Source organism: Serratia sp. CY44782, from assembly GCF_052168715.1.
Classification (GTDB): domain Bacteria; phylum Pseudomonadota; class Gammaproteobacteria; order Enterobacterales; family Enterobacteriaceae; genus Serratia; species Serratia nevei.
The window spans coordinates 26155-48597 of record NZ_JBJNME010000008.1; the positions used below are offsets into that span (position 1 = coordinate 26155).

Genomic DNA, 22443 nt, shown 5'->3' on the forward strand with positions numbered 1-22443 from the left:
GATAATTATTATCAATTATTGAGTTCTGACCTAGCCGCATGTAGATTCCCACTTACTGTTTATTAATACAGTACTTTATTGCTAACATCTAAGGAATCAACATGAAGAAACACAGTTCAACTATCAATTATGATCCCTACCGTTACAACGGTGGCATAGCGCCTGAAGCGGGTCTGGTCTGGAGCGGTGAAAGTTGGGGATGGCCGACTACCGGCATCAGCATTGGTGGTGCGGAAGAAACTCTGGTTGTCTGGCCAACAGGTGACACATCACTTTCCGAAGAAACCAAAGATCTGTTGGATAACGACATTTGCTTGGTCTGTGGTAAGAAAAACTGCCCCTATATCAAAACGGAAAAGTCATACCAATTGTTGCGCGATGCGATAAGAGCCGGTGATATGAAGACTGCAAAAAAAATCCACATGACCAAATTCGCGCAATTTAGCGGTATGAATCGAGCAAATTTCGCCGATGCGTTGAAAAAAAAGCGAGAAGCCCAAGAGAAAAGAGACAAAGAGTTTTTGTTATCTGCATCGGCTATCGTTGCCGACTCAGCCAAAGAAATCGCTCAGCATCTCGGCAAGCGCTATCAAGACTTCGCAAATGAGATCGCGAGCGATATTAAAAACTTCCAGGGCAAGAGAATACGCACCCTTGATGACGCAATGAAATCACTAGAAAAAGTGCTGGCTAATCCCAACATGAAGGTTAAACCTACAGATAAAGAAGCGTTGCTCAATGCCTGGCGAAATATTAATGCCAATGACATGGCAAGCAAGCTGAGTAACGTTGGCAAGTTTTTCAAAGTGGCAGATGCAGCAATGAAAGTAGAGAAAATTCGGGAGAAAAGCCTGGTAGGTTATGCCACGGGCGACTGGAAGCCCCTGCTGCTTGAAGTTGAATCCATGGCCATTAGTGGACTGGCTTCTGGTGTCGCGTTAGGGATATTGGCCACGACTCTCTCTTTATTTTCTTTGTCAGGATTAGTGCTGACAGCGCTCACCTTTGCCGGCATCATCGCGATTAGCCTGTTAAGTTCGCTCATCGACGACAAGTTGGTGGATAAACTTAATCGCGAGCTCATTCCTTCGGCTTATTAAGCACATCAGGCGGCAATTGCCGCCTTTTTCTTTGGTTTCATTCCGCTACCGTTTTCTGTCTCCCCAGCTTGCGGTACAGCGTGCTGCGCGAAACGCCGAGCGCCTTCGCCGCCCGGCTCAGGTTGCCGCCCGCCCCGTCGATCGCTGCCTGCAGTGCCTCCAGGCCGGTATCGGCATTCTCCTGGCGCGGTGCCAGCACCGCAATGGACTGCGGCAGATCGTCCAGGGTGAGCACCGCATGATCGTCCGCCAGCGCCAGCAGCACCTTGAGCGTACTCAACAGCTGCCGCACGTTGCCGGGCCACGGGTAGCGCGCCAGCATCGCCAGCGCCTCCGGCAGCAGGCGAATGTCGCGCCGCTCGCCGCCCAGCTCTCGCCACAGCTGCAAAATGAAGGCTTCCAGCTGCGCCCGCTCTCTGAGCGGCGGAATGCGCAGGCTGTATTCCTGTATGCGGTACAGCAAATCCTCGCGAAACGCCCCCGCCTGTACCTGCCGTGGCAGATCGTGGTGCGTGGCGCAGACCAGCGCGAATTCGACCGGATAAGCGCTGCGGCTGCCGAGCGGCGTGACCGTTTTTTCCTGTAACACCCGCAGCAGCCGCGTCTGCAGGCCCGCCGGCATGTCGCCGATTTCATCGAGGAACAGCACGCCGCCGTCCGCCTCGCGGATCTTGCCGATATAGCCTTTCGGGTTGGCGCCGGTAAACGCACCCGGGGCATAGCCGAACAGCTCGGACTCGATCAGCGGCTCAGGCAGCGCCGCGCAGTTGATCGCCACGAAGTTGCCGTTGCGCCAGCGGCTCTCTTGAAACAGGCGCCGGCTGAAGTGCTCCTTGCCGCAGCCGGTTTCACCGGTGACGCACAGGGAAAGGCCGGCGTTGAGAATGCGCAGCGCTTTCTGATGCTGTTCGTCATGCCTTTCCGCCGGCGGTGCAGAACGCAGGGCGCTGACGCGGCGCTGCGGCGCCTCGAGCAGCGAATAATAATGCCGTTGATTGCCGGCCAGCGTCTGGTGCGGTGCGCCGGAGGGTTGTCGCAGCAGATCGGGGAACAGCTGGGCGAACTCAACCGAGCCGAATGCGGCCGATGAGAGCTGGAACTCCAGCATCGCCAGCCGATTGGCCGCGATCAGCACTTCGTCATGAAACACCAGCAGCAGCTCCTGCGCGCTGCCCAGACTACCGGCGTCGGTGTGCAGGCGCAGCGTCCAGTGACGATCGGCGATCGCACTTCTGACCCAGCGGTGTTCGATATGTCGCACCGTCTGCATGATCAGGTGCTGTGCATCGCGGTACGGCCGCTGCACGGGCGCGGAGAGATCCAATATCCCGGCAATGTGGCCATCCGGCCGGTAGATCGGCGCGGCGGTGCAGTTCAATCCGGCATTTTGGTTGAGGAAATGCTGACCGCCGCGCACTTCGCAGAACGCGCCCAGCGCCAGTGCGGTGCCGATGGCGTTGGTGCCCCGCTCCGCTTCTCCCCACTGGTTGCCCGGCGTCAGCGCAAAGCGCGATGCCTTATGCAGAAAGTCGGTATTGCCGCAGGTTTCCAGCACCAGCCCGTCGGCGTCGGCAATGACCACAATGGCGGGCTGACGCGTAATTTGCGCGCCCAGCTGCTCGATCAGCGGCTGTACCCGTTGCGGCACCCAATCGTTGCGGCTGCGCAGCTCGTCGAGCAATCCGGCTTTGATAAACGGGATATGCTGATCGGCGTGCGTCAGGCCGTAGCCCCGGCTGCGCTGCCAGGATTCCGCCAGCGGGCGGGTCAGTAAACTGGCGCCCTCAGTGGGCAAGCGGTCGTCAGGCAACATGCGTTTCTCCCCCCGTTCGCGAGTGTTGCAAATATGTATCACGAATGTGTATCAGTCGTTGCGACACGGGACACAAAAAATCACCGGCAGCGGCGCCGCCGCCCGATTAGTCAAGTTACAAAAATTCCTAATTCCATAATAAATAATCACTTTTAATAAGCTTGCCCGCCATTCTTCAATCTGGCACGGGGCGTGCTTCTCTGTGCTGCGGCGGTATGCCGCACTCACAGGCGCAGCGCAATAGCGCCGGTTATCATCTGCAGAGAGGTGCTTCACATGAAATATGTCCACCCCGGTTTGCCTGGCTCGCTGGTTTCGTTCCGCAAACGCTATGGCAACTACATTGGCGGTAAATTCGTCGAACCGGTATCCGGCAACTACTTCACCAACACCTCGCCGGTGACCGGCCAGCCGATCGCCGAATTCCCGCGTTCCGACGCCAAGGACATAGAACTGGCGCTCGACGCGGCGCATGCGGCGGCGGACGCCTGGGGCAAAACCAGCGTGCAGGAGCGCTCCAACGTACTGCTGGCCATCGCCGATCGCATCGAAGCGCGGCTGGAGATGCTGGCGCTGACCGAAACCTGGGACAACGGCAAACCGATCCGCGAAACCCTGAATGCCGATCTGCCGCTGGCGGTCGACCATTTCCGCTACTTCGCCGGCTGCCTGCGCGCGCAGGAAGGCACCGCGGCGGAGATCGACCAGAACACCGTGGCCTACCATATCTATGAGCCGCTGGGCGTAGTCGGCCAGATCATTCCGTGGAACTTCCCTCTGCTGATGGCCGCCTGGAAATTGGCGCCGGCGCTGGCGGGCGGTAACTGCGTGGTGCTGAAACCGGCGGAACAGACCCCGCTCGGCATCAGCGTGCTGATGGAAGAGATCGGCGATCTGCTGCCGCCGGGCGTGCTCAACGTGGTGCAAGGCTTCGGCGCCGAGGCCGGCGAAGCGCTGGCGCGCAGCAAGCGCATCGAGAAAATCGCGTTCACCGGCTCCACACCGGTCGGCCGCCATATCCTCGCTTGCGCGGCGGAAAACATCATCCCCAGCACAGTCGAGCTGGGCGGCAAATCGCCCAATATCTACTTCGCCGACATCATGCAGGCGGAACCGGAGTTCATCGACAAGGCGGTTGAGGGGCTGGTGCTCGGCTTCTTCAACCAGGGTGAGGTCTGCACCTGTCCTTCACGTGCGCTGATCGAAGAGTCTATCTACCCGCAGTTTATGGAGAAAGTGCTGGCGCGCATCGCCACCATCCGCCAAGGCGACCCCTTCGACACCGACACCATGCTCGGCGCGCAGGCGTCGCAGGAGCAATACGATAAGATCCTGTCCTACATCGACATCGCCAAGAATGAAGGCGGCAACATCCTCGCCGGCGGCAAACGCACGCAGCACGGGGATGAATTGCAAAACGGTTTCTACCTGCAGCCGACGTTGATTACCGGCAACAACAGCATGCGCTTCTTCCGCGAGGAGATCTTCGGGCCGGTGATTGGCGTCACCACCTTCAAGGATGAGGCCGAAGCCCTGGCGCTGGCCAACGACACCGAGTTCGGGCTGGGCGCCGGGCTGTGGACCCGCGACATCAACCGCGCCTACCGCATGGGCCGAGCCATCAAGGCGGGCCGCGTGTGGACCAACTGCTACCACCTATACCCGGCGCACGCCGCGTTCGGCGGCTACAAGAACTCCGGCATCGGGCGCGAAACCCACAAGGCGGCGCTGTCGCACTATCAGCAGGTGAAAAACCTGCTGGTCAGCTACGACGCTAAACCGTTGGGCCTGTTCTGAGCCGGGCGTAACAACAAGAAGGCCACCCGCAGGTGGCCTTCTTATTTTACATGGTTGATGGCGTGATTTATTTCGCCATACCGAGATCGATCACCATGCGACCGCGAATGGTGCCCGCCTTCATCTCGTCGAAGATAGCGTTGATATCGCCCAGCGGCCGTTTGGTCACTTTCGGCGTCACTTTTCCTTCGGCGGCGAACTGGAACGCTTCTTTCAGATCTTCGCGCGTGCCCACCAGCGAACCCACCACCTGTATGCCGTCCAGCACCAGACGCGGAATACTTAGATCCATGCTCTCCGGCGGCAGCCCCACGGCCACCACTTTACCGCCGGCGCGCACCGCATTCACCGCCGAGTTGAAGGCCGCTTTCGCCACCGCCGTCACCACCGCCGCGTGAGCGCCGCCGGTTTGCTGTTGAATGATCTCCTCCGCGTTTTGCGTTTTGGAGTTGATGGTCAGATCGGCGCCGATCTGTTTGGCGAACTCCAGCTGGCCGTCGTTAACGTCGATGGCGATCACCTTGGCGTTAAACACGTTCTTGGCATATTGCAGCGCCAGGTTGCCCAGCCCGCCCAAGCCGTAGATGGCGATCCACTGCCCCGGCTTGATATCGGAAATCTTCACCGCCTTGTAGGTGGTGACGCCGGCGCAGGTGATGCTGCTGGCGGCGAAAGAATCGAGCCCGTCCGGCACTTTCACCGCGTAGTCCGCCACCACGATGCACTCTTCCGCCATGCCACCGTCGACGCTGTAGCCGGCGTTTTTCACCGAGCGGCACAAGGTTTCGTTGCCGCTGACGCAGTATTCGCAATGGCCGCACCCTTGGTAAAACCAGGCGACGCTGGCGCGGTCACCCACTTTTAACGAGGTGACGCCCTCACCGACGGCGGAGACCACGCCGATACCTTCATGCCCCAACGTAATGCCTGGCACCTCGCCGAAATCGCCGTTTTTCACGTGCAAATCGGTGTGGCATACCCCGCAACACTCCATTTTCAACGCCGCCTCGCCGTGCTTCAGCGGGCGCAGCACTTTATCCTGAATGTCTACGGTATGGTTTTTCGTCACTACGGCAGCTTTCATGGTGTTTTCCTTAGCAGAATGGGAAGTACAGTTGTTAATGTAGTGACTGTATTCGGTGAGGGCAAGCGCCGCGTGTTTTGTGTAAAAACAAATAATTAAATATGAATCAGCATGATTATTTCATAAAAAACAATTAACAGACGGCGCGATCCCAGGCGAATGATTTGCCTGTTCGCTGGCGCCGCCATCACCTGATTCAACCCTTAAATCGATTCACGGGGATTTTCAGATAGTGTTGCCCATCGTCTTCACAGTCAGGCAAAACGCCGCCGCGAATATTGACCTGCAGCGCCATCAGCATGAGTTCCGGGTGCGGCAGCGTGGCGTCCCGCTGTTTTCTTTGCGCAACGAACCGGGATTTATCCATGTTGACTACCCAGGGGTTGTTCTCGCGCTGCTCTCTCACTGTGCTTTCCCAACGGGCCTCTCGCCCCGCCGGGCGGTAATCATGGCCGGTGAACAGGCGGGTATCCGCCGGCAGACTCAGGATCCGCTGCAATGAGTCCCACAAGGCCTCCGCATTGCCGCCTGGAAAGTCAGCCCTTGCGGTGCCGCTGTCCGGCATGAAGAACGTATCGTGGATAAACGCCGCATCCGCAATGTGGTAAGTGACGGAAGCCAGCGTGTGCCCGGGAGACAGCAACACTTCAGCGCGCAGGTTGCCGATAAAAAAGACGTCCCCGTCCGCGAACAACACATCCCAGACGGTCTTGGCCGCAGGCAGGTCTTTTAAATTATAGATCTCTTCCCACAGCCCCTGAACGGCGGTAATTTTTTCACCGATACCGGTGAAGGCGCCGGTTTTCTGCGCCAGCCAGGTGGCAGCCGAAAAATGATCGGCGTGCGGGTGCGTATCCAGCACCCAAGCCACTCCCCACCCCCGTTGATGGATAAAATTCAGAATCTCGTTGGCCTGTTGATGCGAGATCGTGCCCGATCGGCGGTCAAAATCCAGCACCGGATCGATAATCGCACAGCGGCGCGCCTCGGGATCGGCAACCACATACTGCAGGCTGCCGCTTTCCGGCTCATAAAACGCGTGAACTTCTGCCGTGGCCCGCACGGACCGATGCTTGCCATACCAGCTGAGCGCCTTATCGGCGTCCGCGCCGTATTCGTCGCATTGGCGGCGAAACAGCGCTTCATCTATCTGACCTTCGCGCAGCGCATACAGCAGGGAAAGGCAGGCAGATCGAGCCCCGCTTCTGCAGTGCGCCAGGGTTTTCTTGCCTTGCCGCAGCAGAAACTGGAAGGTGTAAACGATCTCCCAGGTCAGCGTATCGAACGTGTAAGGGAGATAGACGTAACGCATCCCCCCTTGTTCAGCCAACGCTTTCTCTTGCTGATGATCAAGATACTCCCCCGGCTCTTCGTCCGGCCGATTGTTGACGATAAGGCGATAGCCCTGTTGAGACAGCACCTTGAAATCACTCGCTTCAGGCGCGCCCGAAAAGGAGAGCTGAGGGTGGTAAGTGCGGATGCGCATGTTTTTTTCCTTCCATTTCATAGGCTTTTAAATAACATATACAGGGCCAGCGCCAAGAGCATGACGGCATAGAGCACATTGATAATGTCTTCGCGTTTCTTCAGGCGCTCGGCGAGCGCCACCCCCACCACGCCCCCCAGAACGCCACCGACGATGAGCCAGCACGTAATGGCGATCGAGACCTTTCCGGACATGGCGTAGCTGGCGCTGGTCGACATCCCCATGGCCGCCACGACCACCAGTGAGGTTGCCACCGCTTCAACCATTGAGAAGCGGAAAAACCAAACCAGCGCCGGCACAACCAAAAATCCGCCGCCAATGCCCAGAAAGCCCGCCAGCCCGCCCAGGGCCAGGACGCTGGGCCAAACGATGGCGGGATGAACGGCAGCATGGGGGGACGGCAAGGGGGTGCCGGCAGGATGATTTCTTTTCAGCGTCAACCCGGCGACAACCAGCATCAGCAAGGAGAAAGGCAGGGTTAAGTAGTGCCCGTCCGTGATTTTTCCCATCTGAGAACCCGCCAGAGCGCCCATGACGGCGACCAGCGAAACGACAAGCCCGGTCTGCCACCTGACGTTGCCTTTGGTGGCATGTGCGGCCAGGTTGATCAGCGCGTTAATGGCCACGGACATGGCGCTGGTTCCTATAATCAAATGCGTATCCGGCACTTTCACCATATACAGCAATAACGGCACGCAGACGATTGACCCGCCGCCGCCGGTCAGGGCCAGGAGGAATCCCACAATTCCCCCGGTGACCACTAACAGCATCACGATATAAAAACTGAAATGGAAAAAATCCACTGCACTAATCCCTTAATGATGCTCATGCCATTTATTAACGATCAGTTCACCGGCAATGTCAAATAACTTATTTCTATTTGTTATTACATATAGCAAAATGGAATATATGATTTTTTATATAACCACAAGTTCTATAAATTCGCTTTTAATCTGGCCAGCAACCCCCTACTTTCTTATGAAAGGAGGCCTGCATGAAACCAGAAAAAATAAATACCCAGAAAAGCGTCGTTGTTATTGGCGGCGGCTCATCCGGAATAGGTATCGCGGCAAGCATAAGGAAGCGAATTAAAGACATCGATATAACGGTCGTGGAACCTAACGACTGTCATTATTATCAACCGGCATGGACCCTGGTGGGCGGCGGGCTCTTTGATATCAATAAAACACGGCGTTCCCTGCGCGCTGTCCTGCCCGCAGGAACCGCATGGGTACAGGATAGCGTTGTCAGGGTTGAGCCCAGCCAAAAATACATCGAGACTCGCCAAGGGCAGAAAATAAACTATGACTTTCTTATTGTTGCGTGCGGCCTCGTTTTACGCTGGGATAAAATAGAGGGCCTTGAAGATACCCTGGGATTAAACGGCGTCACCTCTAATTATCGCTTTGATCTTGCCGAATACACCTGGAAACTGGTCCGAGAAATGAAAGGCGGCCAGGCGATATTTTCTCAACCGGCGCTACCCATAAAATGCGCCGGCGCACCGCAAAAAGCCCTGTATCTTTCATGCGACCACTGGCGCCGCCAAGGCATCCTGAATAATATTAACGTCAATTTCTGCCTTGCGGGCACGGCAGTTTTCGGCATTCCGCAATTTGTCCCTCCGCTGAGCGAGTATTTGCAAAAATACCGTGCAAAGGTCAATTTCAATCATCATTTAATTCGTGTTGATGGTCCGAATCGGCAAGCAACATTTGCAGTAGAGACAAATGAAGAGGGAAAACGCGAGTTAACCCTGCCCTTCGATATGCTCCACGTGGTGCCGCCCCAGTCGGCCCCCGCATTTATTTCGCAAAGCGGGCTCGCTGAGGGAGCCGGCTGGTGCGATGTGGATAAATTAACGCTGCAGCATAAGCATTGGCCGGATATTTTTGCGGTAGGCGACTGTTGCTCAACGCCAAACGCCAAAACCCTGGCGGCAGCCCGAAAACAGGTGGTGGTGGTGGCGGAAAACGTCGCGGCGCTGATTCATGGCGCGCCTCTCACGGCCCATTATGATGGCTATGGTTCCTGTCCGTTGACGGTCGAGAAAGGCAAAGTTGTGCTGGCGGAGTTTGGCTATGACGGTAAGTTACTGCCCACGTTTCCTCTGCTCGACGCAACCCAGCCCAGCCGTCTGGCCTGGTGGCTGAAAGCCTGGTTTTTACCCCGGTTTTATTGGGCGGGCATGCTGCGTGGGGTTGAATGGTTTGCCGGCAGCAAACGGCCGTGACGCAACCCAGCCCAGCCGTCTGGCCTGGTGGCTGAAAGCCTGGTTTTTACCCCGGTTTTATTGGGCGGGCATGCTGCGTGGGGTTGAATGGTTTGCCGGCAGCAAACGGCCGTGACGCACACTCGGCCCCCTTGCCGCTCTGGCCGCAGCAGACGCTTGACTATTGGGCGAGACACAGCCACCATCGCTTGCAGGTCCATCAGGCTGATTGCGAGCCGTTACCACTACCGGTCGATCATCGATGAAAAATGCCCCCGCAGTGACGATCCACTACTGTTCACAATGCAACTGGCTGCTGCGCGCCGGCTGGATGGCGCAAGAGCTGCTCAATACCTTTGGCGACGATCTCGCCTCCGTCACGCTGATGCCGGGCACCGGCGGGGTCTATCAAATCAGCGTCGATGGCGTGATGATTTGGGATCGCAAAATTGACGGCGGCTTCCCCGATGCGGCGCAGCTGAAGCAGCGGCTGCGCGATCACAGCTTCCCCGAGCGTTCTCTCGGCCACAGCGACGGGAAGAAAGCCAGGCACTGAACATCCGGCGGCAAGCACAGCTTCAATTTAACGCATAGCTGGCCGCCATCACGACGCCATTCATGGTCATATGCAGCCCAATGGGCAAATAGATCCCTTTGGATCTCACTCTGGCGGCCGTTAACACCAGCGAGATGAGCACCAGGGCTGCCAATGTGCGCCAATCGGTGTACTGGGTATGCAAAACGGCAAAGATGACAGACACCGTTAACGCAGCCCAAAGCACCTTATCGTTAAACCAATACATCAGTGCGTTAAACAAACAGCCGCGAAATACGATCTCTTCATAGACGGGGACGACGAAAACCAACAAAGCGGCATTGAGCGCCAAAATCTCGCTGGGCAATGCCACCTGCTCCATCACCCAGGTTTCCGTTTTTTCCACGCCCATCAAACGCGGGAAAATAAACTGAATCACCAACAGCGCGAACAGCAGCAGCGCAAAATCGTTGCGCTTAACCTCGCCTTTGCCCAATCCTTCTCTACGGCGGAAAAAGAGCAGGTATAACGAAAAGATAGCGAAAAATTCCATTCCGTACAGCAACGGTAGCAATAGCCCTTGTCGCATCAAGGCGGTTCTGTTCTCAATGAACAACGGAATAAATGTAATCAGGAACATCAGCAAAAACATGGAAAAGCAGCCATTAACGGCTCGCGTTCTCGCGATAAACGCATTATCGACCATATAACCATCCTTAGTTTTGAGCAGCGATTGACGAAACGGTAGCAAGGCAAGAGACCGCGGCAGTTTATCCCCATGCGATATCATTGTCATGAACCCGTTCGACGCGAACGTCCATTCGTAAATTTCTCCAACCCATTGGCAAGCGGTTGATTTCGCCCGGGTCTCCTGCGTTATACTGAGCGCTCTTTTAGCCACGTATTTAATAAAATTTTATGATTGAACGCTTGCTCGAAAACGCGATGTACGCCTCCCGCTGGCTGCTCGCGCCGGTTTATTTCGGCCTTTCACTGGCCCTGGTCGCCCTGTCGATCAAATTTTTCCAGGAGATCCTGCACGTCCTGCCCAACATTTTTTCTGTTGCTGAAGCCGACCTGATCCTGACTCTGCTGTCGCTGGTCGACATGGCGCTAGTGGGCGGGCTGTTGGTGATGGTGATGTTCTCCGGGTATGAAAACTTCGTCTCGCAGCTGGATATCACCGAAGGGAAAGAAAAGCTGAGCTGGCTGGGCAAAATGGACGCCACCTCGCTGAAAAACAAAGTCGCCGCCTCTATCGTCGCTATCTCCTCCATTCACCTGCTGCGGGTGTTTATGGACGCCAAGAACGTGCCGGACAATAAGCTGATGTGGTATGTGATCATCCATCTCACCTTCGTGCTGTCCGCTTTCGTGATGGGCTATCTGGACAAGGTCACCCGTTCCAAGCACTAAAGTCCGCTGCACACCCGATCGCCACGATCGGGTGCCTCCCTCTTCCCCCGTTTTTCACCGGTTTCTCCGCCATCATGTCTTTCATCTGGCACATCTGATGATAATTTTATTATAATGTTATTATACTCACTATGGACTGAACGCCGGCCATCGCACCGGTTTCGCCGCAGACAGGATCACGCGCCCCCATGCCATTGAATGGTCATCCCCTGCAATTCAACGATATTCAGGCGATTTTGCCTCATCGCTATCCCTGCCTGTTGGTCGATCGCGTGCTGCCCGCCGGCACCTGCATTGCCGAAGGGCGGCTGACCGCCATCAAGAACATCACCGCCAATGAGCCGACGTTCTGGAGCGGCCACGCCCACTTCGCCGGTTTTCCCGGCGTGCTGTTGGTAGAAGCGCTGGCGCAAAGCACCGGTCTGCTAGCCCATTACTATCTCGGGGCGCTGAACGAAGGGGAACATTACTATTTCGCCGCCATCCAGCGGGCGCGGTTTTATCGCGCCGCCCGCCCCGGCGATCAGGTGCTGATGGAGGTCGCCTTTGTGCGCCGGCGCGGGGCGATCGCCCGCTTTACCGGCCGTGCCAGCATCGACGGCCAACGCATTTGCACCGCCGATTTCATGTGCGCCCGTAAATAGGCCGCTTGCCAAAGGAGCCCTGCGAATACCATGTCTCTGGTTGACAGCTTACTCAGAACCCTCGATTTCTCTCCGCGCGGCCAGGTGATCGCCCGCGAAGCCGACGCCTGGGGCGAAATCATCGTTTCCGATCACAAGGACTACCGCACGCTGCGGTTTGACGGCATCTGCGAGCAGAGCAAAATGAGCCTCAGCAACCCCGCGCAGCCGATCCACAACTACATCAAAGCGATGCTGATGGCGGTGGCCTGGCAGCCGCCGACGTCGGCGTTGATCCTGGGATTAGGCGGCGGCAGCCTGCTGCGTGCGCTGCACGCCCTCGATCCGGCGATGCGCCTGGACGTGGTCGAGCTGCGCGCCGCGGTGATCGCCGTCGCACGCCGTTATTTTACGCTGCCGGCCACCGACACCATCAGCCTGCGCACCGCCGACGCCATGGACTTCGTGCGTCCGCCCGCCGAAACGCGCTACGACCTGATCTTTTCCGATCTCTATTCGGCGTTTGCCATGGATCCGCAGCAAGGAACCCAGACTTTCCTGGAAAACTGTGCCGCGCGCCTTAACGACGGGGGCTGGTTGGTGCTGAATTACCACGACCTGCCAGACGAAAACAGCTTGCTGTACCACAGCCTGCATCGGATATTCGGCACCGTGCTGTTTTGCATCGCCCCCAGTGGCAACGTGATCATTTACGCCACGCCGGCGCAGGTGGCGGTGCCGCTGAGCGCGCTGCGCAACCTGGCCGCCGGCAGCGGCGAGCTGTTCAACTGCGAGCTCGGCTATCTGTCGCGCAAAATAGAGCGGCTGCATTTCCGCTAAAGGCGGAGGCGACGCGGTCTGGCTGGCCGCTTCGCCCACGTGGTATTATCATTCAGTTATCATTCTCTGGAGGATCCTGATGGAAAAGAAAACGGCGCGGCTAACGGTGCTGATTGACCCGGACAAGAAAAAAGCCCTGGAAGACCTGTGCCTGCAGCAGGACGTCACGCCTTCCCAGGTAGTGCGCCAGCTAATCCGCGATTACCTGCACAAGCATCAGGTGGACTATCCCAGCCAGCCGACTCACGCCAATCCGCGCGTCGAAAGCAACTGAGCGGCGGCCTGCCCCATAACCCCGTGAAGCGCGCTATACCCCTGCGCGCGTCCCTAATCCGAATCCTCCGTTGCGGCCTGTCTATTCTGCAGCATCGCTGCTACTGTTCTAAGCGTTCATACTCTCTCTTCGGAAAGGAAGCGCCATGTTCAGCCATATTACCGTCGGCGTCAGCGATCTGGACGCCGCCGCCGCATTCTACGACGCCATTCTTTTGCCGCTGGGATTACAGCGGCGGGAAGTGACGCCGGACGGCGGCCCCGCCGCCCGCTGCTGGGTGATGCCGGGGCAAGCGCTGCCGCGTTTCTATGCCTACCAACCCTTCGACAGACAGCCTGCCAGCGCCGGCAACGGCAGCATGCTGGCCTTTCTCGCCGCCGATGAGCTGGAGGTCAAACGCGCCTACGCCGCCGGCCTGCTGGCGGGCGGCAGCAGCGAAGGCGAACCCGGCGAACGCGCACACTACGGCAAAGGCTATTTCGGCGCTTACCTGCGCGACCCCGACGGCAACAAGGTGCATGTGGTTTACCGGGGAGATCTCGCCTGATGAAATGCTCGGTTTACATCGCCACCAGCGTGGACGGTTTCATTGCCGGAGCGGACGGCGACATCGACTGGCTGCTGCGGCCCGAGTACGCGGTTTCATTGCTCAACGGGCTAAGCTATGAGGCGTTTATCGCCGACATCGACGCGCTGGTGATGGGGCGCCATACCTATGAGAAAGTCCGCGCCTTTCCCGAGTGGCCCTATGGCGAACTGCCGGTGGTGGTGCTGTCGACGCAGCCGCCAGCACAACAAGATACCGGGCACGTTCGCTGGATGACTGGCGAACCGGCGGCCATCGTGGCGCAGTTGGCCGATCAAGGCTGCCGTCACCTGTATATCGACGGCGGCCAGACCGTCCAGCGCTTCCTGCAGGCCGGGTTGATCGACGAGCTGACTATCACGCGCGTGCCGCTGCTGTTGGGCGGCGGCATTCCCTTGTTCGGCGCCGATGGCCCGGAACAACGGCTGCGCCTGCTCGCCGCCACCCAATCGGACAACGGTTTCGTGCAAGAACGCTACGCGGTTCAGCGCGCGTCGTAACGCAGCATCAGCCGGCGGCCGCCGAAGGCGATGAGCAACGCCGCCAGCGCCAACAGCGCCGCCACGCCGTAAGTCACCTGCATCCCGTAAGCCGCGGCGGCGGCGGTTCCCGCCACCCGCTGCGAGGTCAGATAAAACAGCGCCCCCATCGCCGAGGCGCCGGTGATCGCCCCGAGATTGCGCGCCAGGTTCACCATTCCGGCGATCAAACCGCGCCGTTCAGGAAACAGATCCTTCATCAGCATGGTGTTGTTGGCCACCTGAAACAACGCATAGCCGGCGGTCAGCAGCGCGATGGGTGCCACATAGCCGAGCACGCCGGCGCGGCTAAACAGCGACAGCAACGCCGCACCGGCGGCCACCGCCGCCAGCCCAAACTGGGCGATGAGCTGCGATCCAAAACGATCCACCAGATAACCGGCCGGAATGCCGGTTAGGATAGCCACCGCCGGTCCCGCCGACATCACCAGCCCGACCTGCGCAGCGCTTAACCCCAGCGCGCGTGACAGATAGAACGGCCCGACGACCAGCGTGGCGGTCATGACCGTCATCACCAGCGCGCTGGCCGCCAGCCCCGCCGTCAGGGCCGGATGGCGGAACATCGTCGGCGCCAACAGCGGCGATGCAGCGCGGCGCTCCACGCCGATGAACAGCGCCCCCGCCAACAGGGCCCCCAGCATCAACGCCAGGTTGAGCGCGCCGAAATTGCCGCGCCCCAAGGTCATCGCCAGCGAATAGCAGAGCAATGTGCCGCCCAGCAGCAGCGTACCGGCGCGATCGAACGGTTCCTGGCGCGCTGCCGGGCGTGTCCCCTCCGGCAAGTATCGCCAGGCGAGCCACAGCGCCAACAGGCCCAGCGGCAGGTTGATCAGAAACATCGCCCGCCAGCCGAAACCGGCGATCAGCGCGCCGCCCAACGACGGCCCCAACGCGGTGCCCACTGCCGACATGGTACCGAGCAGCCCCATCGCGCGGGCGATTTTTTCCGTGCCCAGCGCTTCACCCGCCAGCGCCATGGCGATCGACATCATGACCGCGCCCCCCAGCCCCTGCGCCAGGCGCGCCGCCAGCAGCAGCCAAAGCTGCGGGGCCAGCGCACAAGCCAGCGAAGCGGCAGTAAACAGCGCGATACCCGCCAACAACAGGCGGCGGCGATTAAGGCTGTCGCCCAAGCGGCCGATGCCGATGATGCAGGTGGTGACGGCCAGCAAATAACAGAGCAATACCCACTGTACCGCCTGGAACGAAGCATGGAACGCGGTGGCGAGCGCCGGCAGCCCGACGTTGGCGATGCTGATGCCGAGCGATGACAGCAGCATGCTCAGAGACAGTGCGGCCAATATGCCGCGGACGCCCTGCGGCGAAGGATGGGATAACATGATAAACACTCCTGACATAGACTGAGGGTTAGCCTATGCCAGGGGTTGGGATGGCGGAAGACGCACGGCGTGCACTGTATCCATGCGTCTGACGCCTTATCTGACGCGGGCCGTTACCAGGCGGCGATCTCCGCCTCGGTGAGCGGCAACGGCTGAGTCACACCGGTTTCCGCCGCCAGGGTGGCCGCCTCCAGCACTGCCATCACCGCCAGCGCCTGCGGGGCGGTAACCGGATTGCTGCCGGCGCTGCGCAGCGCGTCGCGCACCTGGACGTAATACTGACGCTGATCGCCATCCGGCGTCGGCAGCGTGCGCACCGGCTCCGTGCCGATAAACAGGCTCATCGCGTCGTCGTCTTTGCCCCACTCCGCCGAGCCCGGCGTTACGCCGGCCAGCAGTTGGCTCTCCTGTCCGTCGGCGCGCGCTTTGACTACGCTGCCTTTCTCGCCGTGCACGGTAAAGCGCGCCACGCCCCCCGCCACCAGCATGCTGCCGTGCAGGATCACGCGGTGCGTCGAGTAGTTGAGCACCACGTGGGCCCAATCGTTAACCTGCGCGTTGGGGCGCAGCGTGGCGATGTTGGCCTGCACGCTGTGCGGCAAACCGAACAGCTGCAGCGCCTGATCGACCATGTGCGGCCCCAGATCGAACCACAGCCCGCTGCCCGGCAGGTTCTGTTCGCGCCAGCGCACCCGCACTTCAGGGCGGTAGCGATCGATGTGCGACTCAAAGTGCGTTACCTTGCCGATCAGCCCCTGTTCGATCACCTGCTTCACGCCCAGGTAGTCGCTGTCCCAGCGGCGGTTCTGGAACACCGACAGCAGGCGATCGTGTTTTTCCGCCGCCGCAATCAGCGTGCGCGCCTGCGCCAAATCCAGCGTAAAGGGCTTATCCACCACCACGTGCTTGCCCGCTTCCAGCGCGGCCAGCGCCAGCGGCGCATGGGTGTCGTTCGGCGACGCGATCACCACCAAATCCACCTCCGGCCGACTGATGGCCTCCAGCGGATCGGCGATCACCTGCGCATGCGGCAGATCGGCATGCACCTTGGCGGCATCGCGCGAAGCCACCACGCTCAGTTCCAGCCCCGGCACCGCGTTAATCAGCGGCGCGTGAAACGCCTTGCCGACAAAGCCGTAGCCAATCAGGGCCACCTGCAACGGTCGTGCGGTATCGTTCATCAGTGTTCTCCTCTAGCGGTCGTCGGCGACGACACAAAGTTCAATCAGTGATTGTTCGTCCAGGTTGTCCCACGGGCGATCGGTAAACAGCCGTTGGATCTGCGCCAGATCCGCAACGTGATGCGGTTCGCAGCGATCCAGCTTCATATGGTCGGCCACCAGCCAGCACTCGCCGCTGTTGGCCAGCATGGCGCGTTTGACCTCGGCATCGGCCTCCTCGCCGGCGCTCAGCCCCAGCTGCGCATGCACCGCACAGGCGCCCAGCAAGGCGATGCCCGCACGGTAGCGCGCCAGCAACGCCAGGGTGGCGCCGCCGGCAAACAGCCGCTGGCGCGCATCCCATTGGCCGCCAAGCAGAATCAGGTTGATCTCCGGCCTGTCGCTCAGGCACTGCGCGATATCCAGCGAAGCGGTGATCACCGTGGCCGGCCCACGCAGCGCCTGCGCCACCGCCAGCAACGTACTGCCCGCATCCAGCATCAGGGTGCTGCCGGGTGGGATCTGCGCGGCCACCGCGCGGCCGAGCCGCTGCTTGACCTGCGGCAACAGCGCCGCACGCGCCTGGCGCGGCATGTCGGAGGGTTCGAGTGCGATCGCCCCGCCGTGATGTTTCTGCGCCAACCCTTGCCGCTCGAGATCGGCCAGATCGCGGCGCACGGTATCGACGGAAACGCCGATGGCGGAGGCCAGTTCCGCCACCGCCGCCTGCCCGCGTTCGCTGAGCAAATCCAGTAAATGGCGCTGTCGTGCCGCTTTGTGCATGGGTTTATTCCGCAATAAAAAGCATAAAACAGCAATATACAGCAGAAAACAGCATCGGAGAAGCCGCAATGATGCGCACCGGAGATCAAACATCTTTTCGCCTGCACGACGATGATGAAGGCATAACGCATAACAATCCGGAGAAGTGATGAGCATCGATCTGACGTTTGAAGACCTGAGCGCGCGCGCCGTGCAATACAACGCCCGCGCTTCGGTGGAAGATTTTGACGCCTGCATGGCGGAATACGCCGTGCTGGCCCAGCGCGCCAAGGCGCAGACGCCGGGCATTTACGATCTGCGCTACGGCATGAGCGCCGCAGAGCGCCTCGATCTGTTCCCGGCCTGCACGCAGCCCGCCCCGCTGCTGATCTTTATTCATGGCGGCTACTGGCATTCGCAGCGCAAAGAGGAAGCCTGTTCGATGGCCGCCGCGTTTGCCCGCCGCGGCGTGGCAGTCGCCACGCTGGAATACACGCTGGCGCCGGAAGCGACGCTGGCGGAGATCGTGCACGAGGTGCGCAGCGCCGTCGCCTGGCTTTATCATCACGGGGCGCCTTTCGGCATCGATCCGGCACGCATTTTCGTCAGCGGCAGTTCGGCCGGCGGCCACCTGTGCGGCATGCTGATCGCCGACGGCTGGCAACCACGCTATCGCCTGCCGCCCAACGCGATCAAAGGCGCGTTGGCGCTGAGCGGCCTCTACGATCTGCGCCCGCTGTGCGATATCTATATCAACGACTGGCTACACCTGACGCCCGAGCAGGCGCAAACCCTTAGCCCGCTATTTTTACTGCCGGCGAAGGAACATGCGCCGCAGATATTGCTCGACGTCGGCCAGCGGGAAACACAAGGGTTTAAAAACCAGACGCAGGCCTATTATGACGCCTGCCTGGCGTGCGGCCTCGACGTCCAACTGCTGGCCGATCGCCACTGCAATCACTTTACGTTGGTCAACGAGCTGGCCGATGCGGAAAGCGCGATGTTTCGGCAGGTGATGGCGATGATTGACGCCACAGCGCAATCTTAGAGAGGAAAGGAGATAAAAGAGCCGGGGGCTGAGCGCCCCCTGCGTGCCATCAGCCGTTTTTGCGGCCGATAGCGGAAAAGACGTTGAACACTTCACCCAGGCCGTAAATCGCGCCGAGCAAGACGGCTACCATTACCGGCACCAGGACCACCACGGTGGCCAAGCTTTCAATCATTTCTAACATCGTTCTCTCCTGGTTTATAAGCACAGCGAATCTGCGCCGGAAGAAAAGGTTTCCGGCCAATCGGTTGAGTATCGTGGGGAGGCAGTCTAAAACGTGAGCTACATCACACTTGATGCGAGCTAATGTAACTTACACAATTACATTAAAGCAATGCAAAAAATGCTCTGCGCGTAGCGGGAATTGGCGTGGGCTTTTATTGCGTATCCGCTTGATATTGCGGTGAACAAGGGACAAAAGGATAGCCTGCGCGCCGCTCGACCTGCCCGGCCATTTCGGCGATGCTGGTTTGCGCCAGGCTGGCTTCCAGCGCGTGACCGACGCGCGCGAACTCTTGCTCCAGCACCGGGGTAATCGCGTGGCCGATATAGCACGCATCGTTAGGCCGGGTACGGTGCAGCATGAAATACGGTTGATCCTCTACCGCGCGATACACGTCCAGCAGCGAGATCGCTTCCGCCGGCCGCGCCAGCAGCGCCCCGCCGCCTTGCCCCATCTGTGAATAGGTCAGCCCGGCCTCCGCCAGCGCGCCGAGGATGCGCCGCACCACCGTCGGGTTGGTGTTGACGCTGCGCGCGATATCTTCGGAACGCACCGTCTGGCCGCGACACAGCGTGATGTTGGTCAGAATGTGGATGGCAACGGCAAATCGCGTAGAGGTAGACACCTTGGCACCTGCTCAGAGTTTCGTTTATGTCGGATTAAAACATAAGGAAAGCGTATCAATTTCCGGTAATACACATAATGAGTAGGGACAATGAGAATGTCAACCTGCCCCCGCCTGATGGCGGCGGCGGCTCACGCTTCGGTGCGGATCTCCGCCACTTTATCGGGATAAAATGCCAGATGATCCTTGATTGCCACCACGGCGTTGTAGGGCATTTCATAGCTCCAGGCCACATTGGCCCCCTGCTCGCCGTTAAGCACAAGGGAGAAATAACTGCAGTCGCCCTTATAAGGGCAGTAGCTGACGTGCTCGTTTTTCTGCAACAGCGCCCGATTCACATCCTCACGCGGAAAGTAAAACACCGGCGGATAGGTGGCTTCCTGCAGGATGAGCACGTTGCGGCTGTCGGCCAGGGTCTGACCGGCTGCACGCACGACAACCCGCGCCGGATGGCGGGTCAAGGTGATTGGGTGGTCCGGGCCGGGGATTTTCACCGGTTTGCCGGATGCGGAAACGAGATCGGACATGGCGGCCTCCAGAGTATGCGCCCCGCACCCCGCGAGGCGTCTTTCCAGTATAGACCCGCGATTTTACCGACGGCCGCACATTCGGCGAGCAATCGCTTTTCACCGCCGCAAAATTAAGAATTTTTACCTGTTCGATTTTCTTACGGAGGAATACATTCATCCCAACTTCTACCGGCAGGTTAATCGGATTATTTTTAATCCATTAATCAGTCAATTTACCAGGAACTCATTATGAATATTAAACGTGCCGCAGGTGTATTGGTGGTGGTGATGGCAACGCTTTCCGTTACCGCATGTGGGCATATGTCCAATCGCGATCGCAACACGGCGATCGGCGCGGGCGTGGGCGCCGTCGGCGGCGCGGTGCTGACCGACGGCAGCACGCTGGGCACCCTTGGCGGCGCAGCGCTCGGCGGCATTATCGGCCACCAGACCAGCCGTTAATCATCCCGTCAAAAATAATCTCTGCAGGCCGATGATTTTTTAATCCATAAGCGTCGGCCTGCACTTTTATTTAACCGCTGAACTTTATCAGGGCGCGAATATAATAAATAACGTTAAGCGCAGCTTTATTATTCATTAACCTGCATCGGAAGTATTTATTGCGCCGGCAACCTGAAACGCGCCATCGCTTTTTCTAACCGTTCCGACTCGCCCTGCAACAGCTGCGAAGCCTCGGTCACCGCGTTCACCACCGTGCCGGTTTGCCGCGCCACCTGATTCAGCGCCGAGATGCGCGCCGTCACGTCCTGAATGCTCTCCCCCTGATTGAGCGACGCCAGGGAAATGTCCCCCATCAGCGCACTGCATTTGTTCACCAGATCGATAATCTGGCGCAGGTTGCCCGTCAGCAGATCCACCGCCTGCGAACCTTGATCGATTTGCCGCAGCGAACGGTTGATCAACTGCTGAATATCGCGCGTCGAATGGCTGCTTTTTTGCGCCAGCAGCCCCACCTCTTTGGCCACGATGGCAAAGCCGCGGCCATGAACGCCGGCGTGCGCCGCCTCGATTGCCGCATTCAGCGCCAAAATATTGGTCTGGAACGCCACGCTGTCGATCAGCGCGACAATGCCGCGCATTTCGGCCGATTGGTTGACGATCCCTTGCATCGAAACATTGACGGTTTCCATCATCTGCTCACCGGCGCCGGCGCACTGCCGGGCCTGTTCGGTTCGTTGGCTGGCCTGCTGCGCATATTGGCCGTTTTCCTCCACCCGAGCCGCCAGCTGCTGCACGTGCTCGGTCGCCAACTGCAATTCACCGTTCTGCTTCGCCGACTGCGCCGTCAACTGTCGATTGCCGTCCGCCAGCCGCCCGACGCCGTTCAGGATCCCACTCGCCGCATCACGCACCTCGCTGACCAGCCGCTGCAGACCGCCCTGCATGTGGCCAATGCTGGTCTGCAGCTGGTGCATCTCGCGGTTGAATGCCCGCTCAGGCGGCAGCGGCCGTGAAAGATCGCCGGCGGCCAGCACGTTGAGGTGTGCGATTGCCCGCCGCAGCGGTGCGATCACCCAGCGAGAGACGCCGACCCACACCCCCACGGCGATCAGCGCCAGTGCGGCCAGCGCGCCGAGCGCAAAGGTCTTGGCCTGCTCCAGCGCCGCCAATTGCCGCACGTTGACGTCATCGCCACGCCGCTCGTTCAGCGTCTGGTAAGCGAGATACTTTTCGTTGAAATCCGCCTGAAATGCCTGGATCGGCACGGCGAAAAACGCATCGATGCTGCTGCCCTGCAACCCTTGCGCCTGCTCTTTCAGACCGTCATAAAACAGGCGGTAGCTGTCTTTCAGCGCGCCCGCCGCCTCGGGCGCCTCCGCGCTCAAGCGCTCGTACTGGGCGAAGGCCTGCTCTGAAGCCTGCAGCGCCGCCAACGACTCATCCAGCAGGCTGTGCCAACTGCCGTCGGAGCCGGTGGCTTTGTCCTGCAGGTAATAGATGCCCGCACGGTTCAGACTGTCGCTGGCCGTCAGCAGCGACAGCCTGGCGCGATCCATCGTCGCCTGCTGGCGATGCAAGCCGTCGCCCGCCACCAGGTTAACCTTGGCGTCGCGCAGAATATTGGAAATAAATACGGTGGAAAACAGTTGCAGCAGAGAAAATAGCGCGATAACGCAAATTACGCCGCTTAATAAGCCCATGCTCTTGCCGAAGCCAAACGCGCGCGGCAGCGCCGCCGCAGATTTTACCCTGCGGCCCAGTGTCAGTTTTATGTTCATGATTTTTAGTCAGTAATACCAGGATGCCGCGAGTCTAACGGGCATTGATGACACTAATATTTCAGCCTGCTGTGTGCCGCCCCCGCCGACCAAGACAACCCAATAATCGGTATTGCTCATCAACTCTCATTTTTATTTCTTGACTTGTTTAATACCGGATTTATAGTTTTCCCATTAAAAAATAAACAAAGTTTCATATATTAACCAGCGCTAAATTTAATATATGAAATG

24 protein-coding genes are annotated in these 22443 nt (G+C 59.1%); 12 read left to right on the forward strand and 12 right to left on the reverse strand.

Annotation, left to right across the window (positions count from 1 at the left end):
* Positions 1–101: 101 nt before the first annotated feature.
* Positions 102–1100, forward strand: coding sequence for a colicin-like pore-forming protein (locus tag ACJ8HT_RS16070; protein WP_197653563.1), 999 nt, complete (start codon positions 102–104; stop codon positions 1098–1100).
* 37 nt (positions 1101–1137) lie between these two features.
* On the opposite strand, the gene ACJ8HT_RS16075 is transcribed toward ACJ8HT_RS16070, so the two are convergent.
* The gene (locus tag ACJ8HT_RS16075; protein ID WP_197653564.1) at positions 1138–2913 is read right to left on the reverse strand and encodes a sigma-54-dependent Fis family transcriptional regulator; all 1776 of its coding nucleotides are present in this window, start codon (positions 2911–2913) and stop codon (positions 1138–1140) included.
* 276 nt (positions 2914–3189) lie between these two features.
* On the opposite strand from ACJ8HT_RS16075, the gene exaC reads away from it, so the two are divergent.
* Positions 3190–4710 (forward strand): acetaldehyde dehydrogenase ExaC, encoded by a 1521-nt coding sequence (exaC, locus tag ACJ8HT_RS16080; RefSeq protein ID WP_195873433.1) that lies wholly within the window; start codon positions 3190–3192, stop codon positions 4708–4710.
* 67 nt (positions 4711–4777) lie between these two features.
* On the opposite strand, the gene adhP is transcribed toward exaC, so the two are convergent.
* The 3 genes from adhP to ACJ8HT_RS16095 form a co-directional block, all read right to left on the reverse strand.
* Positions 4778–5794, reverse strand: a complete 1017-nt coding sequence (gene adhP / locus ACJ8HT_RS16085; protein ID WP_004928541.1) for an alcohol dehydrogenase AdhP — start codon at positions 5792–5794, stop codon at positions 4778–4780.
* A gap of 196 nt (positions 5795–5990) precedes the next feature.
* Positions 5991–7280, reverse strand: coding sequence for a bifunctional sulfur transferase/dioxygenase Blh (blh, locus tag ACJ8HT_RS16090; protein ID WP_197653565.1), 1290 nt, complete (start codon positions 7278–7280; stop codon positions 5991–5993).
* 17 nt (positions 7281–7297) lie between these two features.
* Positions 7298–8083 (reverse strand): sulfite exporter TauE/SafE family protein, encoded by a 786-nt coding sequence (locus tag ACJ8HT_RS16095; RefSeq protein ID WP_341534844.1) that lies wholly within the window; start codon positions 8081–8083, stop codon positions 7298–7300.
* 191 nt (positions 8084–8274) lie between these two features.
* Between ACJ8HT_RS16095 and ACJ8HT_RS16100 the strand changes: the two genes are divergently transcribed.
* Together ACJ8HT_RS16100 and ACJ8HT_RS16105 are read left to right on the forward strand one after the other, a co-directional pair.
* Complete coding sequence (locus ACJ8HT_RS16100; protein WP_197819216.1) at positions 8275–9513, forward strand: NAD(P)/FAD-dependent oxidoreductase; 1239 nt, start codon at positions 8275–8277, stop codon at positions 9511–9513.
* Positions 9514–9754: 241 nt separating this feature from the next.
* Positions 9755–10048, forward strand: coding sequence for a SelT/SelW/SelH family protein (locus ACJ8HT_RS16105; protein WP_025159743.1), 294 nt, complete (start codon positions 9755–9757; stop codon positions 10046–10048).
* A gap of 22 nt (positions 10049–10070) precedes the next feature.
* Here the strand turns inward: ACJ8HT_RS16105 and ACJ8HT_RS16110 are convergent, their stop codons facing one another.
* A complete protein-coding gene (locus ACJ8HT_RS16110) occupies positions 10071–10733 on the reverse strand; it encodes a CPBP family intramembrane glutamic endopeptidase (protein WP_195873432.1) in 663 nt (220 codons plus the stop codon).
* A gap of 215 nt (positions 10734–10948) precedes the next feature.
* Here ACJ8HT_RS16110 and ACJ8HT_RS16115 point away from each other — a divergent pair, with 215 nt between their 5' ends.
* The 6 genes from ACJ8HT_RS16115 to ACJ8HT_RS16140 all read left to right on the forward strand — a co-directional run bounded on the left by ACJ8HT_RS16115 (position 10949) and on the right by ACJ8HT_RS16140 (position 14266).
* On the forward strand, positions 10949–11443 hold the full coding sequence (locus tag ACJ8HT_RS16115; protein ID WP_025302805.1) for a TIGR00645 family protein: 495 nt from the start codon (positions 10949–10951) through the stop codon (positions 11441–11443).
* 188 nt (positions 11444–11631) lie between these two features.
* Positions 11632–12087 carry a 3-hydroxyacyl-ACP dehydratase FabZ gene (fabZ, locus tag ACJ8HT_RS16120; protein ID WP_194571109.1) on the forward strand — a complete coding sequence of 152 codons (456 nt, stop codon included), beginning with the start codon at positions 11632–11634 and terminating at the stop codon, positions 12085–12087.
* Between the two features lie 30 nt (positions 12088–12117).
* Positions 12118–12906: a spermidine synthase gene (locus ACJ8HT_RS16125; RefSeq protein ID WP_197653586.1), complete on the forward strand. Its 789-nt coding sequence runs from the start codon at positions 12118–12120 to the stop codon at positions 12904–12906.
* Between the two features lie 79 nt (positions 12907–12985).
* Complete coding sequence (locus ACJ8HT_RS16130) at positions 12986–13180, forward strand: ribbon-helix-helix domain-containing protein (RefSeq protein WP_038872997.1); 195 nt, start codon at positions 12986–12988, stop codon at positions 13178–13180.
* 145 nt (positions 13181–13325) lie between these two features.
* Positions 13326–13727, forward strand: a complete 402-nt coding sequence (locus ACJ8HT_RS16135; protein ID WP_194571105.1) for a VOC family protein — start codon at positions 13326–13328, stop codon at positions 13725–13727.
* Entirely contained in the window at positions 13727–14266 is a 540-nt protein-coding gene (locus tag ACJ8HT_RS16140; protein WP_197653585.1) for a dihydrofolate reductase family protein, read from the forward strand. Before ACJ8HT_RS16135 ends, ACJ8HT_RS16140 begins: the two co-directional genes overlap by 1 nt.
* Here ACJ8HT_RS16140 and ACJ8HT_RS16145 read toward each other — a convergent pair.
* From ACJ8HT_RS16145 to ACJ8HT_RS16155, 3 genes are all read right to left on the reverse strand, one after another.
* On the reverse strand, positions 14251–15645 hold the full coding sequence (locus ACJ8HT_RS16145; RefSeq protein WP_197653584.1) for an MFS transporter: 1395 nt from the start codon (positions 15643–15645) through the stop codon (positions 14251–14253). The genes ACJ8HT_RS16140 and ACJ8HT_RS16145 overlap by 16 nt on opposite strands.
* A 113-nt stretch (positions 15646–15758) precedes the next feature.
* Positions 15759–16826 carry an oxidoreductase gene (locus tag ACJ8HT_RS16150; protein WP_197653583.1) on the reverse strand — a complete coding sequence of 356 codons (1068 nt, stop codon included), beginning with the start codon at positions 16824–16826 and terminating at the stop codon, positions 15759–15761.
* 12 nt (positions 16827–16838) lie between these two features.
* Positions 16839–17588 carry a DeoR/GlpR family DNA-binding transcription regulator gene (locus ACJ8HT_RS16155; RefSeq protein ID WP_197653582.1) on the reverse strand — a complete coding sequence of 250 codons (750 nt, stop codon included), beginning with the start codon at positions 17586–17588 and terminating at the stop codon, positions 16839–16841.
* A 148-nt stretch (positions 17589–17736) separates the two neighbouring features.
* Between ACJ8HT_RS16155 and ACJ8HT_RS16160 the strand changes: the two genes are divergently transcribed.
* The gene (locus tag ACJ8HT_RS16160) at positions 17737–18615 is read left to right on the forward strand and encodes an alpha/beta hydrolase (protein ID WP_197653581.1); all 879 of its coding nucleotides are present in this window, start codon (positions 17737–17739) and stop codon (positions 18613–18615) included.
* Between the two features lie 49 nt (positions 18616–18664).
* On the opposite strand, the gene ACJ8HT_RS16165 is transcribed toward ACJ8HT_RS16160, so the two are convergent.
* The 3 genes from ACJ8HT_RS16165 to ACJ8HT_RS16175 form a co-directional block, all read right to left on the reverse strand.
* Entirely contained in the window at positions 18665–18799 is a 135-nt protein-coding gene (locus tag ACJ8HT_RS16165; protein WP_033643027.1) for an AcrZ family multidrug efflux pump-associated protein, read from the reverse strand.
* A gap of 193 nt (positions 18800–18992) precedes the next feature.
* Positions 18993–19463, reverse strand: a complete 471-nt coding sequence (locus ACJ8HT_RS16170; RefSeq protein ID WP_048321542.1) for an Rrf2 family transcriptional regulator — start codon at positions 19461–19463, stop codon at positions 18993–18995.
* Between the two features lie 131 nt (positions 19464–19594).
* Positions 19595–19990 carry a DUF427 domain-containing protein gene (locus ACJ8HT_RS16175; protein ID WP_174134785.1) on the reverse strand — a complete coding sequence of 132 codons (396 nt, stop codon included), beginning with the start codon at positions 19988–19990 and terminating at the stop codon, positions 19595–19597.
* Positions 19991–20221: 231 nt separating this feature from the next.
* Here ACJ8HT_RS16175 and osmB point away from each other — a divergent pair, with 231 nt between their 5' ends.
* A complete protein-coding gene (gene osmB / locus ACJ8HT_RS16180) occupies positions 20222–20434 on the forward strand; it encodes an osmotically-inducible lipoprotein OsmB (protein WP_004940700.1) in 213 nt (70 codons plus the stop codon).
* A 155-nt stretch (positions 20435–20589) separates the two neighbouring features.
* On the opposite strand, the gene ACJ8HT_RS16185 is transcribed toward osmB, so the two are convergent.
* Complete coding sequence (locus ACJ8HT_RS16185) at positions 20590–22212, reverse strand: methyl-accepting chemotaxis protein (protein ID WP_442520133.1); 1623 nt, start codon at positions 22210–22212, stop codon at positions 20590–20592.
* Between the last annotated feature and the right edge of the window lie 231 nt (positions 22213–22443).

Bases quoted from the DNA above. Each gene is read 5' to 3' on its own strand.
- ACJ8HT_RS16070 (WP_197653563.1), top strand. From the start codon at position 102: ATGAAGAAACACAGTTCAACTATCAATTATGATCCCTACCGTTACAAC.
- ACJ8HT_RS16075 (WP_197653564.1), bottom strand. From the start codon at position 2,913: ATGTTGCCTGACGACCGCTTGCCCACTGAGGGCGCCAGTTTACTGACC.
- exaC (WP_195873433.1), top strand. From the start codon at position 3,190: ATGAAATATGTCCACCCCGGTTTGCCTGGCTCGCTGGTTTCGTTCCGC.
- adhP (WP_004928541.1), bottom strand. From the start codon at position 5,794: ATGAAAGCTGCCGTAGTGACGAAAAACCATACCGTAGACATTCAGGAT.
- blh (WP_197653565.1), bottom strand. From the start codon at position 7,280: ATGCGCATCCGCACTTACCACCCTCAGCTCTCCTTTTCGGGCGCGCCT.
- ACJ8HT_RS16100 (WP_197819216.1), top strand. From the start codon at position 8,275: ATGAAACCAGAAAAAATAAATACCCAGAAAAGCGTCGTTGTTATTGGC.
- ACJ8HT_RS16105 (WP_025159743.1), top strand. From the start codon at position 9,755: ATGAAAAATGCCCCCGCAGTGACGATCCACTACTGTTCACAATGCAAC.
- ACJ8HT_RS16110 (WP_195873432.1), bottom strand. From the start codon at position 10,733: ATGGTCGATAATGCGTTTATCGCGAGAACGCGAGCCGTTAATGGCTGC.
- fabZ (WP_194571109.1), top strand. From the start codon at position 11,632: ATGCCATTGAATGGTCATCCCCTGCAATTCAACGATATTCAGGCGATT.
- ACJ8HT_RS16125 (WP_197653586.1), top strand. From the start codon at position 12,118: ATGTCTCTGGTTGACAGCTTACTCAGAACCCTCGATTTCTCTCCGCGC.
- ACJ8HT_RS16130 (WP_038872997.1), top strand. From the start codon at position 12,986: ATGGAAAAGAAAACGGCGCGGCTAACGGTGCTGATTGACCCGGACAAG.
- ACJ8HT_RS16135 (WP_194571105.1), top strand. From the start codon at position 13,326: ATGTTCAGCCATATTACCGTCGGCGTCAGCGATCTGGACGCCGCCGCC.
- ACJ8HT_RS16140 (WP_197653585.1), top strand. From the start codon at position 13,727: ATGAAATGCTCGGTTTACATCGCCACCAGCGTGGACGGTTTCATTGCC.
- ACJ8HT_RS16145 (WP_197653584.1), bottom strand. From the start codon at position 15,645: ATGTTATCCCATCCTTCGCCGCAGGGCGTCCGCGGCATATTGGCCGCA.
- ACJ8HT_RS16150 (WP_197653583.1), bottom strand. From the start codon at position 16,826: ATGAACGATACCGCACGACCGTTGCAGGTGGCCCTGATTGGCTACGGC.
- ACJ8HT_RS16155 (WP_197653582.1), bottom strand. From the start codon at position 17,588: ATGCACAAAGCGGCACGACAGCGCCATTTACTGGATTTGCTCAGCGAA.
- ACJ8HT_RS16160 (WP_197653581.1), top strand. From the start codon at position 17,737: ATGAGCATCGATCTGACGTTTGAAGACCTGAGCGCGCGCGCCGTGCAA.
- ACJ8HT_RS16165 (WP_033643027.1), bottom strand. From the start codon at position 18,799: ATGTTAGAAATGATTGAAAGCTTGGCCACCGTGGTGGTCCTGGTGCCG.
- ACJ8HT_RS16175 (WP_174134785.1), bottom strand. From the start codon at position 19,990: ATGTCCGATCTCGTTTCCGCATCCGGCAAACCGGTGAAAATCCCCGGC.
- osmB (WP_004940700.1), top strand. From the start codon at position 20,222: ATGAATATTAAACGTGCCGCAGGTGTATTGGTGGTGGTGATGGCAACG.
- ACJ8HT_RS16185 (WP_442520133.1), bottom strand. From the start codon at position 22,212: ATGAACATAAAACTGACACTGGGCCGCAGGGTAAAATCTGCGGCGGCG.